The organism is Bacteroides ihuae (genome assembly GCF_900104585.1).
Taxonomy (GTDB): domain Bacteria; phylum Bacteroidota; class Bacteroidia; order Bacteroidales; family Bacteroidaceae; genus Bacteroides; species Bacteroides ihuae.
In genome coordinates, this window is record NZ_FNVX01000004.1 from 1057794 (window position 1) to 1081858 (window position 24065).

Consider the following 24065-nt stretch of genomic DNA (forward strand, 5'->3'; position numbering starts at 1 on the left):
TTGAATATTTTTGCGCAATATTACTAAAAATAATAATCAATCAAATGGATCTACAAGAGTTTTTAAACCTAACGATTTTTGGAATTGAGATAAAGCACCCCGTCGAATTCATTGTTAAGGCTCTGGTTATATATGCTATAACACAAAGTACCGTATCATTTGTGAAATTCTTATTCCGCCGCTCACAAAGAAGAAAAGGTGCGCTGTCTTTAGACCAAACAACAGCCGGTTTTCTTCAACGGATCAGTATATACGCCATTTACATCATTGGAGGATCCACCGTTTTATCATTAATTCCGGGAATGGAAACAATCGGCAATTCTATTCTTGCTGGTGCCGGCATCATGGCTATGGCCATCGGTTTTGCTTCCAAGGAAGCTCTGTCTAATTTTATTGGTGGGCTATTTATTGTCTTTGCAAAGCCTTTCCGAATTGGCGATGTAATCAAACTGGATGATACTGTAGTCGGTACTGTCTGTGAAATAACCCTCAGGCACACTGTCATTCGCAGTATGGAGAATAGAATGATTATCATCCCCAACAGCACCATGAATTCGAGCACTATCATTAATTCAACTCTTGGCGAGCAAGAAATATGTAGCTTCATCGAAGTAGGTGTTTCCTATAGCTGCGATTTAGATAAAGCAATCTTGTTAATGCGCGATGAAGTAACGAATCACCCTCTACTCATAGATCGACGCACACCAGACGATAAAAAAAAGAACACTCCTTTAGTTCTCGTGAGAATTATCAACTTAGGTGATTCAGCTATAACTCTTAGAGCGTGGGCATGGGCTGCTAATTCCGGAGAGGCATTTGTGATGAAGTGCGACTTATTAAAGTCCATCAAAGAGCGTTTTGATAAAGAAAACATTGAAATTCCTTACCCTTACAGCAACATTGTGCTCAAGAAATAATAGTCATGATTGACTATTATTATTGCGTTTCTTCCAAAGTTGCCAAGAGTTGATAAGATTCTGCCACAATACGTATGACCCCGGTCCCACTGAAGCTAGTGGATTCAAATAAGTTTGGGCCATCCATATTGCAAGAATTGTATTCTTCTGCCCTAGAGATTGCCCCCCACTAATACGATCGGAATAAACACTTCCAATGGTTTTACCCAGAAAGAATTGTAAACAACAAGCAGCCAAAGCCCCCAAAGCAATCATTAGCTCAGTCCAACCATCAGCAGGATTATAGATCAAAGAGTACACTGTCTGCGCCGTCACAATAGCAAGAGAGAAGGCCCAGAGATAAAAAGCCAATTCATTATATCTAAGCAGTAGTGAATGCGCCTTAGGTAGGAGCTTTTGAAGAAACCAAGCTAGTAAGAACGGACAAATCAACAAGGGAACAACTTTACTCAAAATAAGAAAAAAAGATTCATAAAAAGTGGTTTCTAACTGAGGCTCAATTAGAGGAAAAAACAGAGGAACGGCAATAGCAACTCCTATATTCGCAAAAAGGGTATAGGTTGTAACACTAGCTGCACTACCACCCAGTTTAGACGTGATTACGGCTGCTGCAGTAGCTGTAGGACAAATGATACAAACCATCACACCTTCGGCTACTAATTTATTGTACCGATAGAGAAGCAGGTAAACAGCCAAAGCACCAAGAATTTGAATTGCAAGTAACCAAAAATGCAGTGGTTTTAACTTTAACTCGCTCGGAGAAACCTTGCTGAAGGTTAACAATAACATCGTAAAAATTAGAAAAGGAGTAATAAAGGAAAAAAGCATAAACACTTGATAACCAAGGGCGCCAACCAACATCGCGACCGGAAGAGTCCAGTCTTTGAGAAACTTCAGCATCTTAATCAGATTTAAATTCTTCATGCAAAGTAACAGCGAAAAGAGGAATAATACTACCTTTGCGACGATTTTTTATTAAAAACATTACTAAAATGAAAGAAAACAAGTTAACCAAAGAACGTGCGCTTCGCTGGAAGCAGTTCAATCACAAAGGTTATTCTGCATTCTGTAGTTTAAAGAAAGAAGTCAACATTGGTGTTCTGGCAGTATCTACACTGATTTTTGCCAATGTTGATGTAATCTCTGCACAGAATCAGGTTGCCGGGCAGCTTAAGAATTACGAGCTGGAAGAGATTGAAGTAACCGGCACACGCGTTCCACTGACGGAAATGCAGTCGGCAAAGATGGTAACCGTACTTTCGCGCGAAGAAATTCAAGCTGCGGCTGTACACAGTGTTAATGATCTCCTGAAATACGCCGCTGGCGTAGATGTCCGCCAACGAGGCGGGTTCGGTATTCAAACCGACATTTCAGTGCGCGGAGGCACATTCGACCAAATTACCATCCTTCTCAACGGGGTAAACATTAGTAGTCCCCAAACCGGCCACCTCACGGCCGACTTTCCTGTTTCCATGAACGATATTGAACGAATAGAAGTGCTTGAAGGACCTGCCGCACGTGTATTCGGCACCTCGGCTTTCACCGGGGCTATTAATATCGTCACAAAAAACGACAAGCAAAGTCATGTTGCCATAAATTTATCAGGCGGTAGCTATGGGCTGTTTGACGGAGGTGCACAAGCAAACTTCACCAAAGGAGCCTTCAGCCATCAAGTGTCTGGTAGCTATAACCGTAGCGACGGTGCCACTCAAAACAGTGATTTCAACACTAAGCGAGCCTATTACCAAGGAACATATACCGATAAAGAAGTAGATGTGCGTTGGCAATTGGGAATGACTAACCAGAAGTTCGGAGCGAATACTTTCTACTCAGCGAGCTACCCTCATCAGTACGAAGAGGTTCGTCGCCATCTTATCTCCGTACAAGCTGAAACCAAAGGACGGCTTCACTTCACTCCCGGCATTTATTGGAATCGTTGGAAGGATCATTTTCAGCTAATACGAGGCACTAACACGGGAGAGAACTTTCACATGACAGATGTTTATGGTGTTAACTTAAATGCCTACTTCAATTCCGCTTGGGGAAAAACGGCCTTTGGAACAGAAATCAGGAATGAAGGGATTTTGAGTACCAATTTAGGACGGCTTCTAAACGAAGATCAATACGTCGACATTCCGGGTGAGAACGGGAAACAGTTCACGAAAAAAGACAATCGGACGAACATTAGTTATTATCTGGAACACAATATATTACTTCAAAGAATGACTATTTCGATGGGAGCTCTCGCTAACATGAATACAGCACTCGATCATAAATATCGCTTTTATCCGGGCATCGATGTCTCCTATCGTCCACTCGACAAATGGAAGCTGTTCGCCTCATGGAATATGGCATTCCGCATGCCAACCTTTACAGATCTTTATTACGTAAGCTCCACCCTACAAGGAGATGTAGGACTGAAGCCCGAAGAAACGCAAGCCTTTAACTTAGGAGCGAAATATCGAAATAGATATCTTGAAACCAACATTAGCGGATTCTTCCATAAAGGGAAAAACATGATTGACTGGGTGATGTACACACCTACAGATGATGTTTATCACTCGGCTAACTTTAAGTTAGACAATATGGGCATTGAAGTTTCGTCAACACTAAACTTCCGCTCATTGATAAATCAAGATTGTGCGCTGGATAAATTGAATATCAGCTACGCTTATATCCATCAAAAAAGGTACGATGATATTGAAATCTATAAATCGAGTTATGCGATGGAATCTCTCCGACATAAATTGGTTGCCCGACTTGATCATCGTATCTGGAGCAAATTGACTGCCGGATGGGCCTTTCGCTGGCAAGACCGTACGGGGGGGTACTTAAAGTACAACACGAAGAATCAGTCTACAGGTGTGGTCGTGCCGTATCCCTCCTTCTGCTTACTCGACTTGAAAGTGTCTTGGAATGACAGCAAGTACAATGTGTTTGCCGAAGCCAATAACCTGCTAAACCGAACCTACTATGACTTTGGCAATATACCTCAACCGGGATTTTGGTTCAGAGCAGGAATGAGCTACCGCATCAATTTCAAGTAAAGGAATTAGTTGTGGATTGATCATACAATGTCGTTTAGCTCATTGCTATTATTTATTTACAGATAATACAATCCAAATAGATCTAACTACTTCACCGCGGTGAACTAACTAGTTAAGCGTGGTGAACTAGTTAATTAACCGCGGTGAAGTAGTTAGTTAACCAGCCCCCTCCCACAACGCTTGTAGAGGGGCATCGAGCGATTTCCTAAACATTGACAAATGATTTAGGAAATCGTTCTTTTTTATTAATTAAGCCTCTCTATTTGTAAATAAAGAGCCAAAACAATCGACACTAAGCGTTATGTAGCCAAAATAGAAACCCCAAGTGAGAGTACAACTATTCAAAGCAATTTGGTAAAAAAGCCAAAACTTGATGCCAAATGAGCAGTTTTCGGCAAAATTCCACTACATTTGCACATTAATGATGATATGGTAAAGCTAAAAAAATACATATTAGTACTTATTATTGGCCTATCAATGTCGGCTTCACCCCTATGCACCAGTATCTGGGCTAAAGACTTTATTGTAGTCATAGATCCCGGACACGGCGGACACGACCCAGGCGCCATTGGAGGCTTCTCTAAAGAGAAGAACATAAATTTAAATGTCGCTCTCAAACTAGGCAAACTTATAAAGAACAACAATGAAGACGTGAAAGTTATATTCACACGAAGTACAGACGTTTTCATTCCACTCAACCGACGGGCTGAGATAGCTAATGATGCAAAAGCAGATCTCTTTATTTCCATTCACACCAATGCCGTTGCCGGATCAAAAACAGTCAAAGGAGCTTCAACATGGACACTCGGTCTCGCTAAATCTGAAGCTAACCTCGCTGTAGCCAAACGAGAAAACTCGGTTATACTTTACGAAAATGATTATAAAACCCGATATGCAGGATTTAATCCCAATTCGGCTGAATCATATATCATGTTCGAATTCATGCAAGACAAATACATGTCTCAAAGTGTTCATTTAGCATCTTTGGTGCAGAAAGAATTTCGGCACACCTGCACTCGTATTGACCGCGGCGTACATCAAGCCGGTTTTTTAGTACTTAAAGCTAGTGCCATGCCCAGTATACTGGTAGAATTAGGATTTATTTCCACCCCTGAAGAAGAGCAGTTTCTCAACCAAGACCAAGGAACTTCTTCTCTGGCTAAAGGTATTTACAGAGCATTTCTCACTTACAAAAGAGAGCATGAAATTAGAGCTACTGGAGCAAGCCGAACCGTAATACCCGTGGAAGACAAAGAAGACAACAGATCTCAGGAGAAGCCAGACAGTTCATCGCAGCGTGTGGCAATTAAAGAGCCATCGTCAGAACCACAGGCAGTCTCTATAAAGAACGACATCAGAAATACCGAAGAAATTATCTTTAAAATCCAAATATTCACTTCGTCTGCCTTACTTACTGAAAAAGACAAGCGCCTCAAAGGGCTCAAAGAGGTGGAAAATTATAAAGAAGGGGGACTATACAAATACACTTATGGAGCCTCAAGCGATTATAACAAGATACTAAAAACCCGCCGCTCTATAGCTAAAGACTTTAAAGATTCCTTCATAATAGCCTTTAAAAGAGGCGAAAAGATAAATATCAATGCGGCTATTGATGAATTCAAAAAAAGAAATAAATAAAAAAGACAGGATATGATAATGAAGTACTTTACAAAAGAAGTCAAAATAGGTATAGCAAGTATTATGGCACTATGTGTAATAGTCTATGGCCTTAATTATTTAAAAGGAATTAGCATGTTTAAGCCAAGCAGCTATTTCTACGTGAAATATCAAAATGTAAACGGGTTAGCCAAATCGAGTCCGGTGTTTGCCGATGGATATCGTATTGGCATTGTACGTGATATAGCCTACGACTATACTCATCCAGGTAATGTGACTGTTGAAGTTGAATTAGACAAAGACATGCGAATACCCAAAGGTAGCTCTGCCGAACTTGTGTCCGAAGTGCTGGGAGGCGTTCGAATGAATATCCTATTGGCAAATAATCCTCGGGAGAGTTATTTAACAGGAGACACGATCCCAGGCTCATTAAACAACGGTCTAATGGAAAGTGTATCAACACTCATGCCACAGATGGAGAAAATATTGCCAAAATTAGATTCTATTCTTGGATCACTAAACACCATCCTTAGTGACCCAAACATACCAACTGCCCTTAATTCAATAAAAAACACTACAGCCAATTTAGAAGTAGCAAGCGGGCAGCTAAAAGTATTGATGAAAAACGATATACCACTCTTGGCCGGAAAACTAAACACTATTGGAGACAATTTTATTGTAGTAAGCAGTAATTTGAAAGGGATAGATTATGCGTCCACATTCAACAAGATAGACTCAACAATGGCCAACGTAAAATTACTTACAGAAAAATTAACTAGCAAAGATAACTCAATCGGGCTATTACTCAATGACCCACAATTGTATAATAATCTAAATACGACTAGCGCCAATGCTGCTACTTTGCTCGAAGACTTAAAAGTGAATCCAAAACGCTATGTACACTTCTCATTATTTGGAAAGAAATAGAAGTAAGCATTTTTGTTTTATATAGACTCAATCTAAATAAAATATTTTTTTAGTCGGCTATTAATTAAGCCCCAGACATCCGTTTATAAACGTTTTTTAAGCCTTTATGCTTTACAACATAAAGAAGCATTCTAAGATTATAATCACTCATTATCAAGTGCTTAGATAAAAACAAGGGCTATTTAAACAATGTACAAGCCCATCTTCCTATAAGTCGCTGAAATTAAAGGAATTATTCAATATTGGAGAAACACAAGAAAAATGAGATTTGTTTTTATCAAATAAGATTCCCAAATTTGCAATTGTAGAAGTTTTGCTTAATTAATAAATGTATTGAAGCCGTTATGATTGAAACAAATCATGTCGGGTTATGGAACCGCTGTCTTCTGGTAATACGAGACAATGTTCCTGAAACGACATATAATACTTGGTTTGTCCCCATTATCCCTTTAAAATATGAGGACAAAACATTAACCGTACAAGTTCCTAGCCAGTTCTTTTATGAGTTTATAGAAGATAAATTCGTAGATCTACTCCGTGCCACCCTATATAAAGTTATTGGTGAAGGCACGAAGTTGATGTATAATGTAATGGTGGACAAAAGCTCTAAGACAACGATTAATCTTGAAGCAAGTAGCCGTTCAACTGCCATTCCGCAGAAGAATGGAACTCGCTATGGGAATAAATCTCCTAACATTCTACAAGCCCCTGCCCCACAAGATTTAGATCCTCAATTGAATCCTGATTATAACTTTGAGAGTTTTATTGAAGGATATAGCAACAAATTATCAAGAAGTGTAGCAGAAGCTGTAGCACAAAATCCTGCAAAGACAGTTTTTAACCCTCTCTTTATTCATGGAGCTTCAGGAGTAGGGAAAACTCATTTGGCTAACGCCATAGGGACAAAAATAAAAGAACTTTTTCCAGATAAAAGAGTTCTATATGTATCTGCACATTTATTCCAAGTGCAATATACCGATTCAGTACGCAATAATACGACCAATGACTTTATCAACTTCTATCAGACCATTGACGTACTAATCATAGATGATATACAAGAATTTGCAGGAGTTACAAAAACTCAAAACACATTCTTTCACATTTTCAACCATCTGCATCAAAATGGCAAACAGTTAATTCTCACATCAGATCGTGCACCAATTCTGTTGCAAGGCGTAGAAGAAAGATTGCTTACCCGCTTTAAATGGGGAATGGTAGCAGAATTAGAGAAGCCTTCCGTTGAACTAAGAAAAGACATTTTAAAGAATAAGATACATAGAGACGGATTACAATTTCCAGCCGAAGTTATTAATTACATCGCCGAGAACGTGAATGAAAGTGTCCGAGATTTAGAAGGCATTGTGATTTCGATAATGGCACATTCTACAATCTACAACAAAGAAATAGATTTAGAATTGGCTCAACGAATCGTTCGCAAAATTGTTCGCAATGAAACCAAGGCGATTACAATAGATGATATTATAGGTGTCGCATGCAAACATTTTGAGCTAGATCCAACTATGATTCACACAAAATCCAGAAAGAGAGAAGTTGTGCTAGTGCGACAAGTAGCTATGTATCTAGCTAAGAAACACACTGATTTCTCTTCTTCCCGAATAGGACAGTTGATAGGAAATAAGGATCACGCAACAGTACTGCATGCTTGCAAAATAGTTAAAGAACAATGCGAGGTTGATAAAAGCTTCTGTTCGGATATAGAGAATATAGAAACATCCTTAAAAAAAAAGATCTGAAATAATGCTGCTAACGCAATAAAAGCCAGAATGGAATTGAGAGATTATTCTGACTTTTAACTTATCAAATTCAATAGTCAACCCTATAGAAAACCTTGATCACGTATTGCTTTCAGCAGACTTTCAGAAGTAAGTTCATTGGTCTCTTTCGTATAACGAACATCCGTAAATACCTGAGCCAAAGTTTCTTTATGATTTTCTAATACAAATTGCTTGTTTGCATCAAGAGATTCCTTATTTCTATATATATAGTCGATATCCGAGGCCGTATAGTCATGATAATACTCCTTATGTATGATTGCTTCAAGAGGCAACCGATCTATTTGCTCCGGATATTCATCAGGGTAACCTAAAGTGATGGTTGTTATTGGGAAAACTAATTTGGGCAACTCTAACACATCAATAATCGTTTGTGGATTATAAGTCGTGGTTCCAAGATAACAAATGCCTAACCCTTTTTCCTCTGCCACAGTGCAAAATGTCTGAGCAAGCAAGAGAGCATCAATTGAAGCATTCATAAATGATTGAAAATTTCCATATTCTGGCACGGCCTTTCTCTCTTTGCACCATTTAGTAAAACGCCTAAAATCAGCACAGAACGTGAGCACCACTGGTGCCTGATTAACCATAGGTTGATTAAAATGGGCAGGAGAAAGTTTTGCCTTCATTTCAACATCACGAGTCACTATCACACTATAAACTTGCATATTACCAACGGTGGAAGCCCGGAAGGAAATTTCGAGCATTTCATTTAACAGTATCTCTGAAATATCCTTTTGTTGATACCTCCGTATCGTCTTCCTATTTTTTATTGATTCCATCTTTCTTTTTCTTGCAAAGATATAGAATAGATTAGAAAAGAGAAATTTATATCCTCTATATTCATTCATAAATTATCTAAAAAGGGCATAAAAGCCATCCTATACTTATATTTAATTTATTTTTTAGATAATTTATTAGATAGAATAAATTCATAAAGCATTGACTTACAGTAGTTTAATATAATTAAAAAGAAAACTCTAATCAAAGAAAAAAAATCACCTTTATATTTTGTCAGAATAAAAAAGATTGTTAGATTTGCAAATAGATTTATTAATGATAAGGACAACTTCTACACATTATACTTATTATTAAATTCGCATAAAGATAATACCATCGTGGAAAAACAAATTTACTCATACAACGAATCCTTTGAAGAATCTTTACGATATTTTCAAGGAGATGAACTCGCTGCAAGAGTCTGGGTCAACAAATATGCAGTTAAAGATTCTTTCGGAAATATTTATGAAAAATCGCCAACGGATATGCATTGGAGAATTGCCAATGAAATAGCTCGAGCCGAATCAAAATACAAAAATGCACTCAGTGCAAAAGAACTTTTTGATCTATTAGATCATTTTAAATACATCGTTCCCCAAGGAAGCCCAATGACTGGAATTGGTAATAATTACCAAGTCGCTTCTTTATCTAACTGCTTTGTTATAGGTATTGATGGCGCCGCAGACTCGTATGGTGCAATTATCAAAATAGACGAAGAGCAAGTGCAGTTAATGAAAAGACGCGGAGGAGTTGGACACGATCTCTCACATATCCGTCCAAAAGGATCACCGGTTAAAAACTCCGCTCTGACTTCTACCGGGATTGTACCTTTCATGGAACGTTACTCAAATTCAACACGAGAGGTAGCTCAAGATGGACGTCGAGGTGCACTTATGTTAAGTGTATCTATTAAACACCCTGATTCAGAAGCCTTTATCGATGCAAAAATGACAGAAGGTAAAGTTACTGGAGCAAATGTGTCGGTTAAACTAGATGACGCGTTTATGACCGCAGCAGTTGAAGGCAAAAAATACACTCAACAATACCCAGTCAACTCAGACCATCCAACCACTGTTAAAGAAATAGACGCATCCTCTTTATGGAAAAAGATTGTGCATAATGCATGGAAATCGGCAGAGCCAGGAGTTCTATTCTGGGATACCATCATCAAAGAATCTGTACCAGATTGCTATGCCGACCTCGGATATAAAACAGTTTCGACTAATCCGTGTGGAGAAATACCATTATGCCCATATGATTCTTGCCGCCTATTAGCAATCAATCTATATTCGTATGTCGTAAACCCATTTAAAAAAGACGCTTACTTTGACTTCGAATTATTAAAGAAGCATATCAGATTAGCTCAACGTATCATGGACGACATTATTGATCTTGAGTTGGAAAAGATAGAGCGCATTATAGCAAAAATCAACGAAGATCCCGAAGATGCAGAGATAAAACGTGCCGAACGTGTGCTTTGGGAAAAAATATATAAGAAAAGTGCTCAGGGCAGACGAACTGGGGTAGGCATAACGGCTGAAGGCGATATGTTAGCTGCCTTAAATCTACGCTATGGTACAGAAGAAGCAACAGACTTCTCCGAAGGAATACATAAAATTGTTGCGATTAATGCTTATCATTCTTCTGTAGAGATGGCTAAAGAACGCGGCGCTTTTGAAATATACGACACCGAGAGAGAAAAAAACAATCCATTTATAAATCGCCTTCGTGATGCAGATCCCGAATTATATAAAGAAATGGAAAAATATGGACGGAGAAATATTGCTTGCCTTACAATAGCTCCGACCGGAACAACAAGTTTGATGACGCAGACAACCTCTGGCATTGAACCGATCTTTTTGCCTGTATATAAACGAAGAAGAAAAGTAAACCCAAACGACACACAAGTGCACGTTGATTTCGTAGATGAAACTGGTGATGCTTTTGAAGAATACATCGTTTTCCATCACAAATTTGTAACATGGATGGAAGCCAACGGGTATAATCCATCTAAGCGATATACACAAGAGGAAATAGACGACTTGGTAGCAAAATCACCTTATTATAAAGCTACATCTAACGATGTTGACTGGCTAATGAAAGTTAAGATGCAAGGGAAAATTCAGAAATGGGTTGATCACTCTATCAGTGTTACTATAAATCTACCAAACAATGTAGATGAAGATTTGGTTAACCGTCTGTATGTTGAAGCTTGGAAATCTGGCTGTAAAGGATGCACCGTTTATCGCGATGGTTCACGTTCAGGCGTACTGCTTTCGACCAAGTCCGATAAAAAAGAAACACTTCCACCTTGCAAGCCACCCACAGTAGTGGAGGTACGACCAACCATATTGGAGGCCGATGTTGTTAGATTCCAAAACAATAAAGATAAATGGGTTGCTTTTGTTGGACTGCTTGACGGCAGACCCTATGAAATATTTACAGGTCTACAAGATGATGACGAAGGTATATTATTACCAAAAACTGTCACCACTGGACGAATCATTAAAAGTGTAGACGAGAATGGAAATAAGCGATACGACTTCCAGTTTGAAAACAAACGCGGATACAAAACTACAATAGAGGGCCTATCCGAAAAGTTCAATAAAGAGTATTGGAATTATGCAAAACTAATATCGGGAGTGCTTCGTTGGAGAATGCCAATTGAACAAGTAATCAAATTAGTTGGTTCTCTTCAACTTGATAGCGAAAGCATTAATACATGGAAAAATGGCGTTGAACGCGCATTGAAAAAATATATCCAAGACGGAACCGAAGCAAGAGGGAAAAGATGCCCAAACTGCGGAAATGAAACATTAGTATATCAAGAAGGTTGCCTGATATGTACAACATGTGGTGCATCAAGATGTGGATGACCTTCTATCAAAAAAAATGAGATGAGAAAGGAGCCCTAAAAAGCTCCTTTTAACATATATGGAAGTCTTAGCACAAACGTTTGCATATTATTTTAATTTAGTTCAATGAATAGCAACATGCTATATAAACAGAATCTTTCTATACTTGCAACATCATTGAGTTAATATTAAATCTAAATATATATGATAGTATCATTTAATATCGAATATCGCACCTGTTGGGGCGAAGAAGTCAGGCTTCTAGGATCTGCTCTTGAACTTGGAAAAGATGATATCAGTAAGTCAATCCCATTACTGACAACAGATGGTACCCATTGGTATATTGAGATAGATATTGCATTCTCTGCAAAAGCATCTATAGAATATAGCTATTACATATTTAAAGAAGAAAATATAGTCCGGAAGGAATGGGATGGCTTGCGACACAATCTACTAACATCCTCATTCGAAAAGAAAAAACGATACCGTATCTATGATAGCTGGAAAAACATTCCTGAAGAGCAATATTTTTATAGCTCAGCCTTTACCGAATCTTTATTTCGCCACGATCAAGTTAATTCGATCCCCAAGAGCCACAAGAAAGGTCTGATTATAAAGGCTTATGCACCGCGAATAGGAACTGATTATTGTTTAGGTATCTGTGGAAATCAAGATATTCTAGGCAACTGGAGTGATGATAAGCCGTGGCTCATGAGCGACGTCAGTTACCCTGAATGGGCATTAGAACTTGATGCCGAAAAAATACAATTTCCTCTCGAGTATAAATTTGTATTATACAACAAGAAAGAAAAAAGAGTAGAAGCGTGGGAAAATAATCCCAATCGCTACATGGCAGATCCTAAAATAGGCGCCAACGAAACATTCGTTATATCAGACCGTTTTGCATTTTTCAATATACCTGAATGGAAAGGAGCTGGTGTGGCCATACCGGTCTTCTCCCTAAAATCAGAAAAGAGTTTCGGAGTAGGCGATTTCGGTGATTTGAAAAAGATGATAGATTGGGCGGCTAAAACGGACCAAAAAGTCGTACAAATATTACCAGTGAACGATACCACAATGACACATACGTGGACCGACTCTTATCCATACAATAGCATTTCAATTTATGCATTTCATCCGATGTACGCGGATTTAAGCAAGATGGGTAGATTGAAAAATAGAGAAGACATCAATAAATTCTTCAAGAAGCAAAAAGAATTGAATGCGCTCTCTACAATTGATTATGAGGCTGTAAACCAAACAAAATGGGATTATTTTCGCCTGCTATTTGAGCAAGAAGGAGAAACGGTTTTGAATTCTAATGAATTCCGTATTTTCTTCGAAGCAAACAAAGAATGGTTGCAACCGTACGCTACTTTCAGTTATCTACGTGATGTATATAAGACCCCTAACTTCCGTCAATGGCCGAAATACAATACATTCAATGATGAAGAGATGGCTGAAATCTGTTTGCCTGAATCTCCTGATTATCCACAGATTGCCATCTATTACTATATCCAGTTTAATCTGCACTTACAACTAATGGATGCTACTACATACGCTCGCAATCATGGAATCGTTTTAAAAGGAGATATACCAATCGGCATCAGCCGCAACAGCGTTGAAGCATGGACAGAACCCTATTATTTCAATCTGGACGGACAGGCAGGCGCTCCACCCGATGACTTCTCTGTAAACGGACAAAATTGGGGTTTTCCAACTTATAACTGGGAACTCATGGAAAGAGATGGATACAAATGGTGGATGAAGCGTTTTCAGAAAATGGCGGAATACTTCGACGCATATCGCATTGACCATATCTTAGGCTTTTTTCGCATTTGGGAAATACCAATGCATGCCGTACACGGACTACTCGGACAATTTGTTCCTTCACTAGCCATGAGCAGAGAAGAGATAGAAAGCTTCGGACTACCTTTCCGAGTAGACTTATATCTTGCTCCATACATACATGAATATTTTCTAGCGCAAATCTTCGGACCTCATACTAAGTATGTAAAGGACACCTTTATCGAAGCAACCGATACTTGGGAAATTTATCAAATGCGATCTGAATTTAATACTCAAAGAAAAGTAGAGAAATACTTTGCAGAAAAGACCGATTCGGACAGTATTTGGATCCGCGACGGATTGTATGCCCTCATTAGTGACGTACTATTTGTACCTGACCACAAAGAACCAAACAAATACCATCCTCGCATCGGCGTACAACACGATTTCATATACCGAGCACTCAATGATTGGGAAAAAGCCGCATTCAACCGCCTATATGATCAATATTACTATCACAGGCATAACGAATTTTGGCGCCTACAAGCCATGAAAAAATTACCCCAACTTACTCAGTCCACAAGAATGCTGGTCTGCGGAGAAGATCTTGGGATGATACCCGACTGCGTAGCATGGGTAATGAATGATTTACGCATTCTTAGTCTAGAGATACAACGAATGCCCAAAAATCCCGCTGATGAATTTGGACATTTAAAGAACTATCCATACCGCTCAGTATGCACCATTTCAACACATGACATGACTACTTTGCGGGGGTGGTGGGAGGAAGATTACCAACAAACACAACGGTACTTCAATAATATGCTTGGACATTATGGCGTTGCTCCAGGGATAGCCACACCTGAATTATGCGAAGAAGTTGTATACAACCATCTGAATAGCAACTCCATTTTTTGCATTCTCTCCTTTCAGGATTGGTTATCTATTGATGAGAAATGGAGAAATCCTAACCCAAAAGAAGAACGCATTAATATTCCTGCCAACCCAAAACATTACTGGCGCTATCGCATGCATCTTACATTGGAGCAACTGATTAAAGCAGACTGTTTAAATGAAAAGATAAAAAGGTTGATAGCAAAGACCGGAAGAAATGTTGAATGATAAAGCTATATTCATATTATAAGAGAAAAACATAAAAAGAAATGAGAACTACTACTACCATTTTCCTCGAAAACATAATATTCTATGCTTATCACGGTATAGCCCCTCAAGAGACTACTGTGGGAAATACTTTCATCATCAATCTTACTATAAAAGGAGATTTCCTAAAATCGATGGAAACAGATGATGTTGCAGATACAACAAGTTACGCTGACATATACGAAGTTGTGAAACAAGAAATGTCTATTCCTTCCAAGCTTCTAGAACATGTATGCGGGCGCATTATGAATCGTTTATTTCAAGATTTCCCGGCAATTGAGGAAGTGAAGATTAAACTATCGAAATTGAATCCCCCTATGGGAGCAGACATCGATTCTGCAGGAATTGAAATCTTTTCATTGAGAGATTAAGCTAAATTATCATCGCCTACACAATGCATAATAAAAAAAAGTCACGCACTCTATATCTGCTAGAAATGCATGACTTATATGATTAAACTCGCTTATAACGATCAAAAATCAGCATTATGTGGTGTACGAGGGAATGGAATTACATCACGAATATTAGTCATTCCTGTGACAAATAACAGCAAACGTTCAAACCCAAGTCCAAACCCTGAATGTGGAGCAGTACCAAAGCGACGAGTATCCAAATACCACCAGATATCTTTTTCAGGTACCCCCATTTCTTTAGCTCGATTACATAACTTTTCGTAGTTTTCTTCACGTTGAGATCCCCCTATAATCTCACCAATTTTAGGAAAGAGCACATCCATTGCACGAACAGTTTTGCCATCCTCATTTTGCTTCATATAGAATGATTTAATTTCCTTCGGATAATCAGTCAAGATCACCGGACACTTAAAGTGTTCTTCTACCAAATAACGTTCATGTTCAGAAGCAAGATCTGCTCCCCAAAATATTGGGAATTCAAATTTACGTCCATTAGATACAGCTTCTTCGAGTATTTTCACCCCTTCAGTATAAGGTAAACGGATAAAATTGTGAGAAAGGACAAACTTCAGACGTTCAATCAATTCTTTATCAAACATGTCGTTTAAAAATTGAATATCATCAATGCATTGGTCCAAGGCCCACTGGATGCAATATTTAATAAAATCCTCTGCCAATTGCATATTTTCTTGAATTTCATTAAATGCCACTTCTGGCTCAATCATCCAGAATTCAGCTAAATGTCTAGGCGTATTAGAGTTTTCCGCACGAAAAGTTGGTCCAAAAGTATAGATAGAACCTAAAGACATTGCAGCAAGCTCACCTTCGAGCTGGCCTGAAACCGTCAAGCTAGCCTGCTTACCAAAAAAATCGTTTTCATAATCAATAGTACCGTCCTCTTTCTTCTTCAGATCGTATAGATTCATCGTAGTCACCTGAAACATTTGCCCTGCTCCCTCACAGTCTGAAGCAGTTATTATAGGCGTATGAAAATAGAAAAAACCTCGTTGATGGAAAAATTGATGAACAGCAATAGCCATGTTATGACGAATACGAAACACTGCTCCAAAAGTATTGGTACGTGGACGAAGATGAGCTATTTCACGCAAAAATTCCAGCGAATGCCCCTTCTTCTGCAAAGGATACGTGTTATCACAGGCACCAAGTACCTCTATTTCACGAGCTAATACTTCCACCTTTTGCCCTGAGCCTACAGATTCAGCCAAAAGGCCATTCACGCTAAGGCAAGCTCCCGTAGTAATCAGTTTCAGCATCTCTTCATCAAAGTTTGCTAAATCAGCCACTAATTGCACATTATTTATTGTAGAACCATCATTCAATGCAATGAAACTAACTTGTTTGCTTCCTCGTCGGGTACGCACCCATCCTTTCACGTTGACCATAGCGCCAAAATCATCACGCCTCAGCAGATCAACAATCTTTGTTCTACTAATCTTTTCCATAACACGATTTTATATACATTATTATATAGCAATGAAGAGTGAATCATCACTCTTCATTATCTATTTTACTACTTAATTATTCAAAAGATCCCATTCTAAGGAAGTTTACTTCCTGCTCTGTCAAATAACGCCATTCACCGCGACGAAGTCCTTTTTTTGTTAATCCCGCAAAGAAAACGCGATCAAGCTTCATCACTTTATAGCCTAGAGATTCAAAAATGCGGCGAACAATCCTATTCTTTCCAGAATGAATTTCAATCCCCACTTGATCTCGCTTCACTTCATCCGAATAACTAATTTCATCAGCTTTAATTTCACCATCTTCCAACTGGATGCCAGAAGCAATCTGATCCATATCATGTTTTGTGATATTCTTATCAGCATAGACATGATAGATTTTCTTTTTCAAGAACTTCGGATGTGTCAATTTAGACGCTAGATCGCCATCATTTGTCAACAACAACACTCCAGTTGTATTACGATCTAGGCGACCTACGGGATAAATACGCTCATTACAAGCTCCTTTCACTAAATCCAAAACCGTAAGACGCGCTTGTGGATCATCTGATGTTGTCACACAATCTTTAGGCTTATTCAATAAAACATAAACCTTACGCTCTATTGATATAGACTCTTCATGAAACTTCACCAAATCCGTACGCTTAATCTTTGTGCCAAGCTCTATTACTATTTCTCCATTAACAGAAACGACTCCTGCAGTAATGAATTCGTCAGCCTCGCGACGAGAGCAAACACCTGCGTTTGCAAGGTATTTATTCAAACGTATTGGCTCATTCGGATCAACAAATTGTTCTTTATACTCTACCTGTTTCTTTTGGCTATATTTTGCGTTAGGATCATAATCATCAGTACGGCGACGCACCGGACGTGAAAAGCCTTGAGATCTATTATCCTCTGAATTAAACCTTGGACGATAAGGACGACCATCATCTCCACCTCTCCCATAAGACGAATTGCCATTTCCTGTATTTGGACGGTTACTCTGCCAAGGTTTACGCTCTTCGCTATTATTGCTCCGCCAAGGCTTATCTTCTCTATTAAAAGAGCGCTGTGGGTGATCAGTCCTTGGACGATAAGAAGAGCGGTCTCCTTCTTCACGGTTATAAGGGCGAGCAGGACGATCTCCTCCTTCACGATTATAAGGACGCGGAGAATGATCACCATTTTCACGGTTAAAAGGACGTGCAGGACGATCGCTACCCTCACGATTAAAAGGACGTGCAGGGCGACCTCCACCTAGTTGAGGGCGATCTTGACGATTATTGTTATACGAACGGCCCTGCTGACCTTCGCGATTATAGTTTCCTCCTCTGTTAAAAGAAGGCTTGTTATCATCCCGACGGTTATTATAGCCGTCTCTATTAAAAGATCTTTCACCATCACGGCCGGCATCTTTATTCTCTTCTTTAGAGTTTTCACGCCAATTTTCATTTTCTATGCTCATTTCCATTTAAATAAAATTGTAAGTACTACTGGCCTCACGGCCTGATTTCTAAACACCTATTTTATAAAAGCCTAAATCCCCGTATAAGTATGCGGGGTAATGCTCCTTAATTCTTGTTTTATAGATTCATTAACATCAAGGTTTTCAATAAACTCCTTAATCGAGTTCTCCGTAATTGCTTGATTAGTGCGCGTCAAGGCTTTTAAAGCCTCATATGGATGCGGATAGGCTTCACGACGAAGGATTGTTTGAATCGCCTCAGCTACAACGCTCCAACAATTATCCAAATCACGATAAATTGCTGGCTCATTAAGTAATAATTTACGTAATCCTTTTAACGAACTCTGTATCGCAATTAATATATGAGCAAATGGCACACCCACATTGCGAAGTACAGTAGAATCAGTTAAATCTCGTTGTAAACGAGAAATGGGGAGCTTTGCAGCCAGATGCTCCAATATTGCATTTGCCATGCCCAAATTACCCTCCGCATTTTCAAAATCAATTGGGTTCACTTTATGAGGCATGGCACTTGAACCAATCTCCCCTGCTTTAATCTTTTGCTTAAAGTATTCCATCGAAATATATTGCCAAAAGTCCCGATTCATATCAATCATTATTGTATTTAATCGTTTCATGGCATCAAAAATGGCCGAAAGGCTATCATAATTTGAGATCTGCGTTGTATATTCCTCTCGCTCCAAACCAAGTTTCGATGATACAAAATGATCACCAAACGCTTTCCAATCATATTCAGGATAAGCAACATGATGAGCATTATAGTTACCTGTAGCGCCTCCAAATTTCGCCGTGACGGGGCAAGCTTTTAGAACTGCAAGTTGGCGTTCTAAACGATATACAAAAACCATAATTTCCTTTCCCAAACGAGTCGGAGAAGCTGGTTGCCCATGAGTTTTTGCCAACATCGGAATTTTAGACCAATCAACAGCATACACCTTCAATTGCTCTATTAACTCTTCAACAAATGGGTAGTAAATTTGTTCCAGCGCCTCCTTAATTGATAAAGGAATTGAGGTATTATTTATATCTTGAGATGTAAGACCAAAATGGATAAACTCTTTATACTTTTCGAGCCCTCCCAACTTATCAAACTCTTCTTTTAAAAAATATTCGACAGCTTTTACATCATGGTTAGTAACACTCTCTATATCTTTAATTCGCTGCGCATCCAGCTCCGAAAAATTACGATAGATATTTCTTAAAGACTCAAAGCGGCTAATTTCAATTCCCTTAAGCTGTTGCAAGGGCAATTCGCATAAGGTAATAAAGTATTCCACCTCCACCAGCACACGATATTTAATCAGCGCAAATTCTGAAAAATAACCAGCTAAAGCCTCGGCTTTGCCTCTATATCGACCATCAATAGGAGAAATGGCCGTAAGTAAATCAAGTTTCATATTGTTTTTAGATAATTATCAGACTGCAAAATTAATTCTTTTTCCCGACTATTAGAGTATAGAGAAGAAGAAAGTTTAGATAAATAAAGACAAGAAATAAAAAAAGTGACTTCACAAAATATTTTTGTAAAGTCACTTTCTTGTGGGCGTTGACGGGTTCGAACCGCCGACCCTCTGCTTGTAAGGCAGAAATCGGCTGATACTTAACGAGTTAACAATCAGAGCATTACAATGCTTGAGTTTTGAGGTTATAAAATAGTTCAAATTGCCTCCTGTTTTAGAAGGTATCTTTCATATCGCTTTAATTCATTATTCAACAGAGCATTTTCTTGCTCCAGCGCATTACACTTGCTTAATAGCTCTCTTACCTGGTTTCGAAGAGAGATTATGAGCTTGTCTTTATCGAGAATATCATTCATTTCTTTATATTTTAAGAGAAAACAACATGAATAGAAAACAATTCAGAAAAGAAGCTTTTATTTCTATAGCATTATCCATAGCATCTATGTTAATGTCTATAACATCGATAATCATTGCTTTGAGCATAATGCTATGATTGAGACAAAAAGTGAAATAACAGAAATTATTACAGCTATTATACTGATTTTTTTAGATAATCTATCAAGTTTTCTGTCTTTTGCCTTCTCTTTCCTTTCCTGTTCTAGGCCTTTAAATGACCCTTGGCTAGCAAAAACATTTCCCCGTTGGTTTAATGAATAAGAAAACCATGTTCCATCTTCAAGCGGAATTTCCAAAGACCCATATTCTTCTAATATCATATTAACTTGTGGCAAATCATCAGCAGCAATTTTTGTTGAAATGCTATCATAATCTATAGATCCACCGTTTCTATACGCATCTTTAATTATGCCATCTGCTATTTCTTCGGATTTATTCATAACTCTAATATTTTTATTTTTTAAGAAGCATATCCTTTACAGTAATCATTGTATCCAAAGTATCCTATAAGTAAAACATCTCTGTTTTTTAAGGAGAAAAAGAAAGGAGATAAACTTGCGTTAATTTGGCACAAAAATTTTGCAGTAATTGAAGCTAAATTATTACTTAATAAACTTTCAATTGCCCTAAACCCTAACCTTACAAACCGAATATCTCCATCATCTTTGATACATTCAAGTTCTAACGCTTTTACTAATTCGCTTTTACTTTTAAAAATAATACTATCAATTAAATTTGATGCAATATAATTTAGTTCTTCTATATCTTTAAGCTCAAATGAATTTAATAACTCTATTACACATCCATAAAATAATTGCTTGTACTTAAGATAATTTTGTTTTACTACCTTCAAATCAATATCATCATTATTGATATTTAATTGAATAATGGGTTGCATTAACATAGTCTTGCAAAAATCTATTTCATTTTCTGTTTTCACAATAATCGCTTTTTTAGTTTACACGTATCAGGATGAATCTATTAGTATGTATTGAAACGTTCGAGCATCAAGTCATAGTATTGCAAACTACTTCTTTATAATCTTATCCAATTCCTCCTTGGTAAATTCAGATTGCGGCTTTTTAAAATAATAGTAGATCTCTCCACCAACGCTAATATTGGGGGTATAAACTACTTGCATTAATTCCCAGCCTTGTTCCGCAAGATAGTTAACGAACTCTATGTCAAGCCTAAAGTGCATTACATTACCCTCTTTATCCTTTAATAGATAGTTTTTGGGCATTGCATATTTACTCTCCGGAGCACTGTCATATACATAGTGGACACAACTGTTTTTAGGCCCCCACAGAGCATAAGAATACACATACTTCTGCCCTTGGGAGAAGCAACTCAACGAGATTGAAAGCAGCAAGAGTAATAGAACTTTTTTCATTGGATCTTATACTAATTATGTTTTTTCTAAAGCTGATATCTTAGAGATGTGATTAATTTATCCCTATCATCCATCTTTTATAATTTAGCCTCCTTGAAACTAATGTTCTTTACTATCAAAGTGCCTAGATCAAACAATGGTTTACCAAAACCAGAGTCTTTATGAATTTCCGGGTAGTCTTCAATAGTTCCTCTACTTGGAAGAACGAACGATCTGCTATTTGCAAAATCATAGCATGACCCATAAATATAGTATAGGCATTCGTCTTTTAATTTTGAGGCGGTTTCTTTATTTACGACAGAGAGTACTAAGAACGTTGCATCATAAGCGTAGGATATTCCAGTTGATGCAAGTTCGAACTTAATAACATATTTGTCCTCATCGCCATACTGTAGCATCATTTCATATTTCAGAGGCAATTCAGATATACACTTTATACTATCTCCAAGGCAATCCTTGATGAATGTTTTTTTAAGTTTATTATTTGCATCATCCTTTGTTATTTGATTATCTAAATAGTTCTTATTTGAGGCTATAAAGCCGTCCAAATAGCTTTTAAGTAGCGATTTCTTTTCCTCTAGCTTAAATTTAGCTTTCGGTTGTTGTTGAATACATCCGCTGAATAATACCATTGTAAATAAGACAAACAATATCTTTTTCATAATCAAATTTCAATTATGCATTTTACATGCTTGAGCATATCTTTTTAATTTTATTTTAATTGCATATTTCATTCAAATTACTTTCTATTTCTTCATCAATACGCTTATCAACCGTTCTTTTTCTTCAAGCTGTTTGTCTTTCTCCTTAATAAGTTGTTTTGCGTGCGCTAATTCTATTTTTGCATCTTCCAATTCATCTTGGCACTTAGCAATGGCTATATTGCCATTATTATCTCTTCCAACTACTACGTTTGATTCCCCATTGAAAGTTTGATTTACGTTTGATGTGCCAAAAAGATGGCCTACAGGTACATTGAAAAAAGAGGCTAAACTTTCTATTGTACTTATTTTAGCGTCTGACCCATTAAGAACGTTATCTAAAGTAGGCCTTGAAATCTCGCATTTTTCCGCTATTACTTGCTTACTCAATCCGCTCATCTCCACTAATTTCTTTAACTTAATTACATCCATTTTGAAGGTTTATTTTCTTTAATTGAAATTTTATTTTCATTTTATGGCAATTAAATTTGCTAATAATGAAACTATGGTTTACATTTGCACTATAAAGTTAACGGAAAACGTACGTAACTACAAAATAAAATGAAGATAAAATAAACAAAATAGAATATTTACTCTAAAAAAATAGAAAAATGAATGACGCAGTAAGAACGATTAAAAAAAATCTGCCAGTCGGTTATGAAAGGATTATTTCCAAAGCAGTAGGCTGCAGTATAGCTACAGTTAATAATGTAATGAATGATCGGGCGGCTTCTAAAAGGTCATCTTTTAAGAATAAAATTATGATCGAGGCTAACAGGCTTGCCAAGGAAAATCTTGAATCATTGCAAGATATTCAGGAGACCGCAAATGCTTTAAACAAATCTAATGGAATTGAAAGCGAATTTGCTCACTAAGCGTGAAAATCAGATCGCAGGTTTAGCAGCATGCGGTCTTGCAAAAAAAGAAATGGCTGATCGTTTAGGCACTGCATACGGAACGATTAATGTCCAACTCGATAATGCATACAAAAAGACAGGAACAAGCAAACTCAATGAACTTGGATCTTGGTGGCTAAATAGAGCTTTTGCTCTAAATATTGATTTCAAACAATTACAGAAATCAATAATCGCTCTCTCTTTTCTGGCTCTCATCTCTCTTCAAATTACGATCGATCAAAACTCTCAGTATGCGAAAAGAGTACGGATAAGGAGATACAGAATCGAGGAAGTCTCTGAATATGAATTCTAAAATCAAAAAATAACAGGCAGCATGGCATAGCGATGTACATGCGTATCAAGTAGTATTAACAATAGCTCAAGTCCCTAATAAAGCTCACGAAAGAAACAGCCTAAAAACAAATTCAAAGATATGGAGAAAAATTATTTAGAAAAGATTATTGCAGAGAGTATCAAGATTGGAACGATCCAAACATTGAAATCTCTTGGACTATTACCGGAAGTGATAACAATATCACAAGCGGAAAAAATGTATGGCAAACGCCTCATTAAAGAATGGCGCGACAAAGCTTGGATTAAATTCTATCCGGCAAAAAATAAGGAAAGAGGACGATATTACGTCAAGCGCTCCGAAGTAGAAACTGCAGCTTCAATGCTCGACATTCATAATAAGGTGCCAGACAATATCATACAACAGCTTATTCAAGCATAGAATCTATGGGCTATATACCTAAATCATCACCGGCACTTGAAGCTCTTCAAAGAAGCATAGAAGAAGCTAACAAGAAAGATGAAATACGAAGATTAGAGGCTCGGCAAAAAGCAATTTTTGAGAACATGAAAAAAGCATGTTTACCCTCTGCCAGAAAAGAACCTTATGTCCCAACTCTGGAAGATGAATGTGTAATGCGAGAGTATGCTCTCGGAATGTACTCAGGAGATTAATTCATT

Annotated in this window: 22 protein-coding genes and 1 tRNA gene; 12 read left to right on the top strand and 11 right to left on the bottom strand. The window is 37.8% G+C overall.

What is annotated here, in order from left to right; genetic code table 11:
* The first annotated feature begins 44 nt into the window (after window positions 1-44).
* A complete protein-coding gene (locus BQ5338_RS05210) occupies window positions 45-917 on the top strand; it encodes a mechanosensitive ion channel family protein (RefSeq protein WP_078063397.1) in 873 nt (290 codons plus the stop codon).
* A gap of 3 nt (window positions 918-920) precedes the next feature.
* On the opposite strand, the gene BQ5338_RS05215 is transcribed toward BQ5338_RS05210, so the two are convergent.
* Entirely contained in the window at window positions 921-1817 is an 897-nt protein-coding gene (locus BQ5338_RS05215; RefSeq protein ID WP_071145898.1) for a transporter, read from the bottom strand.
* Between the two features lie 92 nt (window positions 1818-1909).
* On the opposite strand from BQ5338_RS05215, the gene BQ5338_RS05220 reads away from it, so the two are divergent.
* The 4 genes from BQ5338_RS05220 to dnaA all read left to right on the top strand — a co-directional run bounded on the left by BQ5338_RS05220 (window position 1910) and on the right by dnaA (window position 8262).
* Window positions 1910-3964 (top strand): TonB-dependent receptor plug domain-containing protein, encoded by a 2055-nt coding sequence (locus BQ5338_RS05220; RefSeq protein WP_071145711.1) that lies wholly within the window; start codon window positions 1910-1912, stop codon window positions 3962-3964.
* 429 nt (window positions 3965-4393) lie between these two features.
* Window positions 4394-5602: an N-acetylmuramoyl-L-alanine amidase family protein gene (locus BQ5338_RS05225; RefSeq protein ID WP_071145712.1), complete on the top strand. Its 1209-nt coding sequence runs from the start codon at window positions 4394-4396 to the stop codon at window positions 5600-5602.
* 18 nt (window positions 5603-5620) lie between these two features.
* Window positions 5621-6508, top strand: coding sequence for an MlaD family protein (locus BQ5338_RS05230; protein ID WP_071145713.1), 888 nt, complete (start codon window positions 5621-5623; stop codon window positions 6506-6508).
* 344 nt (window positions 6509-6852) lie between these two features.
* A complete protein-coding gene (dnaA, locus tag BQ5338_RS05235) occupies window positions 6853-8262 on the top strand; it encodes a chromosomal replication initiator protein DnaA (protein ID WP_071145714.1) in 1410 nt (469 codons plus the stop codon).
* Window positions 8263-8345: 83 nt separating this feature from the next.
* Here the strand turns inward: dnaA and BQ5338_RS05240 are convergent, their stop codons facing one another.
* The gene (locus tag BQ5338_RS05240) at window positions 8346-9083 is read right to left on the bottom strand and encodes a nitroreductase family protein (RefSeq protein ID WP_071145899.1); all 738 of its coding nucleotides are present in this window, start codon (window positions 9081-9083) and stop codon (window positions 8346-8348) included.
* Between the two features lie 336 nt (window positions 9084-9419).
* On the opposite strand from BQ5338_RS05240, the gene BQ5338_RS05245 reads away from it, so the two are divergent.
* The 3 genes from BQ5338_RS05245 to folB all read left to right on the top strand — a co-directional run bounded on the left by BQ5338_RS05245 (window position 9420) and on the right by folB (window position 15256).
* On the top strand, window positions 9420-11957 hold the full coding sequence (locus tag BQ5338_RS05245; protein ID WP_071145715.1) for an adenosylcobalamin-dependent ribonucleoside-diphosphate reductase: 2538 nt from the start codon (window positions 9420-9422) through the stop codon (window positions 11955-11957).
* A gap of 183 nt (window positions 11958-12140) precedes the next feature.
* On the top strand, window positions 12141-14846 hold the full coding sequence (locus tag BQ5338_RS05250; RefSeq protein WP_071145716.1) for a 4-alpha-glucanotransferase: 2706 nt from the start codon (window positions 12141-12143) through the stop codon (window positions 14844-14846).
* Window positions 14847-14887: 41 nt separating this feature from the next.
* The gene (gene folB / locus BQ5338_RS05255; protein ID WP_071145717.1) at window positions 14888-15256 is read left to right on the top strand and encodes a dihydroneopterin aldolase; all 369 of its coding nucleotides are present in this window, start codon (window positions 14888-14890) and stop codon (window positions 15254-15256) included.
* A 101-nt stretch (window positions 15257-15357) separates the two neighbouring features.
* Here the strand turns inward: folB and asnS are convergent, their stop codons facing one another.
* The 9 genes from asnS to BQ5338_RS05295 all read right to left on the bottom strand — a co-directional run bounded on the left by asnS (window position 15358) and on the right by BQ5338_RS05295 (window position 22629).
* Window positions 15358-16761 carry an asparagine--tRNA ligase gene (gene asnS, locus BQ5338_RS05260; RefSeq protein WP_071145718.1) on the bottom strand — a complete coding sequence of 468 codons (1404 nt, stop codon included), beginning with the start codon at window positions 16759-16761 and terminating at the stop codon, window positions 15358-15360.
* 76 nt (window positions 16762-16837) lie between these two features.
* Complete coding sequence (locus tag BQ5338_RS05265) at window positions 16838-18226, bottom strand: pseudouridine synthase (RefSeq protein ID WP_071145900.1); 1389 nt, start codon at window positions 18224-18226, stop codon at window positions 16838-16840.
* 71 nt (window positions 18227-18297) lie between these two features.
* The gene (gene purB / locus BQ5338_RS05270; RefSeq protein WP_071145719.1) at window positions 18298-19644 is read right to left on the bottom strand and encodes an adenylosuccinate lyase; all 1347 of its coding nucleotides are present in this window, start codon (window positions 19642-19644) and stop codon (window positions 18298-18300) included.
* A gap of 143 nt (window positions 19645-19787) precedes the next feature.
* Window positions 19788-19853, bottom strand: a tRNA-Val gene (locus tag BQ5338_RS16815).
* Window positions 19854-20174: 321 nt separating this feature from the next.
* Window positions 20175-20543: a hypothetical protein gene (locus tag BQ5338_RS05275; RefSeq protein ID WP_071145720.1), complete on the bottom strand. Its 369-nt coding sequence runs from the start codon at window positions 20541-20543 to the stop codon at window positions 20175-20177.
* 20 nt (window positions 20544-20563) lie between these two features.
* Window positions 20564-21043 carry a hypothetical protein gene (locus BQ5338_RS05280; protein ID WP_139265182.1) on the bottom strand — a complete coding sequence of 160 codons (480 nt, stop codon included), beginning with the start codon at window positions 21041-21043 and terminating at the stop codon, window positions 20564-20566.
* 87 nt (window positions 21044-21130) lie between these two features.
* The gene (locus BQ5338_RS05285) at window positions 21131-21496 is read right to left on the bottom strand and encodes a hypothetical protein (RefSeq protein ID WP_071145722.1); all 366 of its coding nucleotides are present in this window, start codon (window positions 21494-21496) and stop codon (window positions 21131-21133) included.
* 77 nt (window positions 21497-21573) lie between these two features.
* Entirely contained in the window at window positions 21574-22158 is a 585-nt protein-coding gene (locus tag BQ5338_RS05290; RefSeq protein WP_071145723.1) for a hypothetical protein, read from the bottom strand.
* Between the two features lie 84 nt (window positions 22159-22242).
* Entirely contained in the window at window positions 22243-22629 is a 387-nt protein-coding gene (locus BQ5338_RS05295; protein ID WP_071145724.1) for a helix-turn-helix domain-containing protein, read from the bottom strand.
* 179 nt (window positions 22630-22808) lie between these two features.
* On the opposite strand from BQ5338_RS05295, the gene BQ5338_RS05300 reads away from it, so the two are divergent.
* The 4 genes from BQ5338_RS05300 to BQ5338_RS05315 all read left to right on the top strand — a co-directional run bounded on the left by BQ5338_RS05300 (window position 22809) and on the right by BQ5338_RS05315 (window position 24059).
* Window positions 22809-23072 (top strand): hypothetical protein, encoded by a 264-nt coding sequence (locus BQ5338_RS05300; RefSeq protein ID WP_071145725.1) that lies wholly within the window; start codon window positions 22809-22811, stop codon window positions 23070-23072.
* Entirely contained in the window at window positions 23044-23406 is a 363-nt protein-coding gene (locus BQ5338_RS05305) for a helix-turn-helix domain-containing protein (RefSeq protein WP_071145726.1), read from the top strand. Before BQ5338_RS05300 ends, BQ5338_RS05305 begins: the two co-directional genes overlap by 29 nt.
* 120 nt (window positions 23407-23526) lie before the next feature.
* Window positions 23527-23826: a hypothetical protein gene (locus BQ5338_RS05310; protein ID WP_071145727.1), complete on the top strand. Its 300-nt coding sequence runs from the start codon at window positions 23527-23529 to the stop codon at window positions 23824-23826.
* 5 nt (window positions 23827-23831) lie between these two features.
* Entirely contained in the window at window positions 23832-24059 is a 228-nt protein-coding gene (locus BQ5338_RS05315) for a hypothetical protein (RefSeq protein ID WP_071145728.1), read from the top strand.
* Window positions 24060-24065: the final 6 nt, after the last annotated feature.

Bases quoted from the DNA above. Each gene is read 5' to 3' on its own strand.
- BQ5338_RS05305 (WP_071145726.1), top strand. From the start codon at position 23,044: ATGGAATTGAAAGCGAATTTGCTCACTAAGCGTGAAAATCAGATCGCA.
- BQ5338_RS05275 (WP_071145720.1), bottom strand. From the start codon at position 20,543: ATGAATAAATCCGAAGAAATAGCAGATGGCATAATTAAAGATGCGTAT.
- folB (WP_071145717.1), top strand. From the start codon at position 14,888: ATGAGAACTACTACTACCATTTTCCTCGAAAACATAATATTCTATGCT.
- BQ5338_RS05285 (WP_071145722.1), bottom strand. From the start codon at position 21,496: ATGAAAAAAGTTCTATTACTCTTGCTGCTTTCAATCTCGTTGAGTTGC.
- BQ5338_RS05290 (WP_071145723.1), bottom strand. From the start codon at position 22,158: ATGAAAAAGATATTGTTTGTCTTATTTACAATGGTATTATTCAGCGGA.
- asnS (WP_071145718.1), bottom strand. From the start codon at position 16,761: ATGGAAAAGATTAGTAGAACAAAGATTGTTGATCTGCTGAGGCGTGAT.
- purB (WP_071145719.1), bottom strand. From the start codon at position 19,644: ATGAAACTTGATTTACTTACGGCCATTTCTCCTATTGATGGTCGATAT.
- BQ5338_RS05295 (WP_071145724.1), bottom strand. From the start codon at position 22,629: ATGGATGTAATTAAGTTAAAGAAATTAGTGGAGATGAGCGGATTGAGT.
- BQ5338_RS05315 (WP_071145728.1), top strand. From the start codon at position 23,832: ATGGGCTATATACCTAAATCATCACCGGCACTTGAAGCTCTTCAAAGA.
- BQ5338_RS05210 (WP_078063397.1), top strand. From the start codon at position 45: ATGGATCTACAAGAGTTTTTAAACCTAACGATTTTTGGAATTGAGATA.
- BQ5338_RS05310 (WP_071145727.1), top strand. From the start codon at position 23,527: ATGGAGAAAAATTATTTAGAAAAGATTATTGCAGAGAGTATCAAGATT.
- BQ5338_RS05300 (WP_071145725.1), top strand. From the start codon at position 22,809: ATGAATGACGCAGTAAGAACGATTAAAAAAAATCTGCCAGTCGGTTAT.
- BQ5338_RS05220 (WP_071145711.1), top strand. From the start codon at position 1,910: ATGAAAGAAAACAAGTTAACCAAAGAACGTGCGCTTCGCTGGAAGCAG.
- BQ5338_RS05250 (WP_071145716.1), top strand. From the start codon at position 12,141: ATGATAGTATCATTTAATATCGAATATCGCACCTGTTGGGGCGAAGAA.
- BQ5338_RS05225 (WP_071145712.1), top strand. From the start codon at position 4,394: ATGGTAAAGCTAAAAAAATACATATTAGTACTTATTATTGGCCTATCA.
- BQ5338_RS05215 (WP_071145898.1), bottom strand. From the start codon at position 1,817: ATGCTGAAGTTTCTCAAAGACTGGACTCTTCCGGTCGCGATGTTGGTT.
- BQ5338_RS05230 (WP_071145713.1), top strand. From the start codon at position 5,621: ATGAAGTACTTTACAAAAGAAGTCAAAATAGGTATAGCAAGTATTATG.
- BQ5338_RS05265 (WP_071145900.1), bottom strand. From the start codon at position 18,226: ATGAGCATAGAAAATGAAAATTGGCGTGAAAACTCTAAAGAAGAGAAT.
- dnaA (WP_071145714.1), top strand. From the start codon at position 6,853: ATGATTGAAACAAATCATGTCGGGTTATGGAACCGCTGTCTTCTGGTA.
- BQ5338_RS05240 (WP_071145899.1), bottom strand. From the start codon at position 9,083: ATGGAATCAATAAAAAATAGGAAGACGATACGGAGGTATCAACAAAAG.